4 protein-coding genes are annotated in these 3,775 nt (G+C 71.8%); all 4 read left to right on the plus strand.

Annotation, left to right across the window (positions count from 1 at the left end):
• The first annotated feature begins 182 nt into the window (after window positions 1–182).
• Window positions 183–476 carry a DUF503 domain-containing protein gene (locus STRIP9103_RS31385; protein ID WP_048821325.1) on the plus strand — a complete coding sequence of 98 codons (294 nt, stop codon included), beginning with the start codon at window positions 183–185 and terminating at the stop codon, window positions 474–476.
• A 72-nt stretch (window positions 477–548) separates the two neighbouring features.
• Window positions 549–995, plus strand: a complete 447-nt coding sequence (gene rbfA / locus STRIP9103_RS31390) for a 30S ribosome-binding factor RbfA (protein ID WP_009327185.1) — start codon at window positions 549–551, stop codon at window positions 993–995.
• Window positions 992–1,906 (plus strand): tRNA pseudouridine(55) synthase TruB, encoded by a 915-nt coding sequence (gene truB / locus STRIP9103_RS31395; RefSeq protein WP_009327186.1) that lies wholly within the window; start codon window positions 992–994, stop codon window positions 1,904–1,906. Before rbfA ends, truB begins: the two co-directional genes overlap by 4 nt.
• A gap of 235 nt (window positions 1,907–2,141) precedes the next feature.
• A partial coding sequence (locus STRIP9103_RS31400; RefSeq protein ID WP_009327184.1) for a trypsin-like peptidase domain-containing protein occupies window positions 2,142–3,775 on the plus strand: 1,634 nt, incomplete at its 3' end.

Genomic DNA, 3,775 nt, shown 5'->3' on the forward strand with positions numbered 1-3,775 from the left:
CCCCGCGCCCCTCAAAGACATGTCCCGCAAAGACATGGGGATGGGACGGGTAGGGGCGGCGGGGGCGAAACAAATCCCGTCGAGCCGCCCGCCCGGTTCGATGTACGGTTCTGATGTTCCTGCCCAGGCACATCGCCCGGCAGGCCATCTATCCCGTACCGGCGGGTGAACCGGATACACACATGTATGTGGGGACTCTGTCCTTCGACCTCCTCCTCGGCGACGTACGGTCACTGAAGGAGAAGCGCTCCGTCGTCCGCCCGATCGTGGCCGAACTCCAACGAAAGTTCGCGATCAGCGTGGCGGAGATCGACCACATGGATCTGCACCGCCGAGCCGGTATCGGCCTGGCGGTGGTCTCGGGCGACATCGGGCACATCACCGACGTACTGGACCGATGCGAGCGGCTGGTCGCCGGCAGGCCCGAGGTGGAACTGCTCTCGGCCAGACGGCGCCTGCACGGCGACGACGACTGATCGGCGGCGGATACAGCCACCGAGACAATTCAAGAAACAGCAGTAACGCGGAACGAGCTAGGAGACGGACCAGTGGCCGACAACGCGCGTGCCAAGAGGCTGGCGGACCTCATCCGAGAGGTGGTGGCCCAGAAGCTGCAGCGCGGGATCAAGGACCCGCGGCTCGGCTCACACGTCACCATCACGGACACCCGGGTCACCGGGGACCTGCGGGAGGCGACCGTCTTCTACACGGTGTACGGGGACGACGAGGAGCGGGCTGCCGCCGCCGCGGGACTGGAGAGCGCCAAGGGCATCCTCCGTTCCGAGGTCGGGCGGGCCGCGGGTGTGAAGTTCACGCCGACCCTCGCCTTCGTGGCCGACGCCCTCCCGGACACCGCCAAGACCATCGAGGACCTCCTCGACAAGGCGCGGGCCTCGGACGCCAAGGTCCGCGAGAGTGCCTCGGGGGCGCAGTACGCCGGTGACGCCGACCCGTACCGCAAGCCGGGCGACGACGAGGACGACATCGCCGAATGACCCAGCAGCGCCAGAAGAGCACCACGCCCGACGGACTTGTCATCGTCGACAAGCCGTCGGGCTTCACTTCGCACGACGTCGTCGCCAAGATGCGGGGCATCGCCCGTACGCGGCGGGTCGGGCACGCGGGCACGCTCGACCCCATGGCCACGGGTGTCCTCGTCCTCGGGGTGGAGAAGGCGACCAAGCTCCTCGGTCACCTCGCGCTCACCGAGAAGGAGTACCTGGGGACCATCCGGCTCGGCCAGACGACCGTCACGGATGACGCCGAGGGGGAGATCACCTCCTCCACGGACGCCTCCAAGGTCACCCGCGACGCCATCGACACCGGTATCGCCAAACTGACCGGCGACATCATGCAGGTTCCGTCCAAGGTCAGCGCCATCAAGATCGACGGCGTACGGTCGTACAAGCGGGCCCGGGAGGGCGAGGAGTTCGAGATCCCCGCCCGGCCCGTCACCATCTCCTCCTTCGCCGTGTACGACGTCCGCGACGCCGTCGCCGAGGACGGCACCCCGGTGCTCGACCTGGTGGTGTCGGTGGTGTGCTCCTCCGGGACGTACATCAGGGCCCTCGCCCGCGACCTCGGCGCCGGTCTGGGCGTCGGAGGCCATCTCACCGCGCTGCGCCGGACGCGTGTCGGGCCGTACAAGCTGGACTCCGCGCGGACCCTCGACCAGCTCCAGGAGGAGCTGACCGTGATGCCGATCGCCGAGGCCGCCGCTGCCGCGTTCCCCCGCTGGGACGTGGACGCCAAGCGGGCGCGGCTGCTCCTGAACGGGGTACGGCTGGAGATGCCCGAGGAGTACGCGGGCGGCGGGGCCGTCGCCGTCTTCGACCCGGAGGGCCGCTTCCTGGCCCTCGTCGAGCACCTGAAGGGCAAGGCGAAGAGCCTGGCCGTCTTCGGCTGAGCCCGGCGGCGAGCGTGGAGCGGCGTTCACGGGGCTTGCTGTTCCCGCCGCTCCACGGTCCCCCCTCGGTTCCCCCACCCAGAGGTGTATCCATCCGCCCACGGCTATTCACCCCTTCGTGCAGGCGCTTGGAGTGAACCGAGGGAGCGGAAGGGGGCGCGTTTGCCTGCTCACCTGTTTTGCTGATCTTCACGTGCCTACCGTCGGAACAGAGGTACGACGGGGAGGTCACGAAATGGCGGTACGGGGCCGTCGGGCAACCGACGACGGCCGCCGGGCGGCGCGGGACGAGGTCCTGGTGCGGGTCGGCGATCCGGCGGGACGACCGCGCGGTACGGGCTTCGTGGCCGATCACCACGGGACGGTCGTCACCAGCCATGAGGCGGTGGACGGGCTGGCCAGGATCGTGCTGCACGCCACCGGGGACCGCACCTGCGTGGTGACCTCCGACGCGGTGATCCCGCTGCCCGCCCTCGACCTCGCGCTCATCCGCACCGAGGGCCTGCGCGTGGACCCGCTGCCGTTCTCCTTGCGGGACGAGATCGAGACCGGGGCGTACGTCCGTATCGCGGCCGGCGGCTGGCGCGAGGCACGGGTACTGGGCACGGCGGACGTCGTCTACACCGCGACCGACGGTTTCCATCTGCTGTGCGGCGCCCTGGAGTTGGCGATCGGCACCGCCGGGCGCGAGGCGCTGCGGCCGGGTGGGGGAGCGGCCGGGGGACCCGTGCTCGACACGACCACCGGGACGGTGGTGGGCGTTCTCGGCACGGAGCTGGAGGACCGGCACCGGGCCCACGGCTTCGCCGTACCCCTGCGGGAGTGGCGGGCCGAGCCGCCGCTCGCCGAGCTGCTGGCGCGCAACGCGGCGACCGTCCCCGCGTACGGGGTCGACCTGAACCTGGCGGGGGTGCTGGAGCTCACGGCCACGACGGTCGGGTCGGAGAGGCCGAGGGCGGGCGCCGGGCCCGCCGCTGCGGCCGGTGCCGAGCCCGTCGAACGGGCCGATGTCGTCGAGGAGTTCACCGCCTTCGTGGACGGGCCGGCCACCGTCCTGGCCCTCGTCGGCCCGCCCGGCTCCGGTCGTACGACCGAACTGGCCGCCCTCGCCGCACGCCGCGCCCGCGGCCCCGCGCCGACGCCCACGCTGTGGCTGCGCGGCGCCGATCTGCTGGCCGACGACACCTCCGTGAGGGACGCGGCACGGCGGGCACTGGAACGGGCGGGGCGGATCGTGGCCGCGTCGGCGTCGGCTGGGGCAGCCGCGTCTGCTTCGGTATCCGGTGCGGCTGCGACATCGGTGTCCGCGTCTGCTTGGGCTTCGGCGTCTGCTTCGGGTTCGGGTTCGGGTTCGGCCGAGGCGCGGGAGCTGTGCGTCGGGGCTGAGCAGCCGGCCGTTGCCGGGCGGTACGACGGGGAGCTCGGGGACATTCGGCCCGAGCGGCTCGCCGGGCTGGCGTTGGACGAGGGGCGTCCCCTGTTGCTGCTCCTCGACGGGCCCGAGGAGATGCCGCCCACGCTCGCCCATCGGCTGGGGGAGTGGACCGCCGGGACGGTCGACTGGCTGCGGGAGAACGGGGCGCGGCTGGTCGTGGCCTGTCGGGCCGAGTACTGGGAGCGGGCCGGGGCGGAGTTCCCGGCGGAGCTGTTGCATGGAGGCATGTCGGCGGGGGAGGGACAGGCGACCGGGGAGGGGCTGTCGCTGCCCGCCTGTGTGCGGCTGGGGGATCTGAGCGAGGAGGAGGCTCGGCGGGCCCGGCTGCGGTACGGGATCCCCGAAGGGGCGCTCTCCGGGGCCGATGCGCGGCATCCGCTCACGTTGCGGCTGCTGTCCGAGGTGCGGGCGGCGCTGCCGAAGGGACCTACCGG

This window comes from Streptomyces ipomoeae 91-03 (genome assembly GCF_000317595.1).
Taxonomy (GTDB): domain Bacteria; phylum Actinomycetota; class Actinomycetes; order Streptomycetales; family Streptomycetaceae; genus Streptomyces; species Streptomyces ipomoeae.

Coding starts and splice junctions, on each gene's coding strand:
- truB (WP_009327186.1), top strand. CDS start 992: ATGACCCAGCAGCGCCAGAAGAGCACCACGCCCGACGGACTTGTCATC.
- STRIP9103_RS31385 (WP_048821325.1), top strand. CDS start 183: ATGTATGTGGGGACTCTGTCCTTCGACCTCCTCCTCGGCGACGTACGG.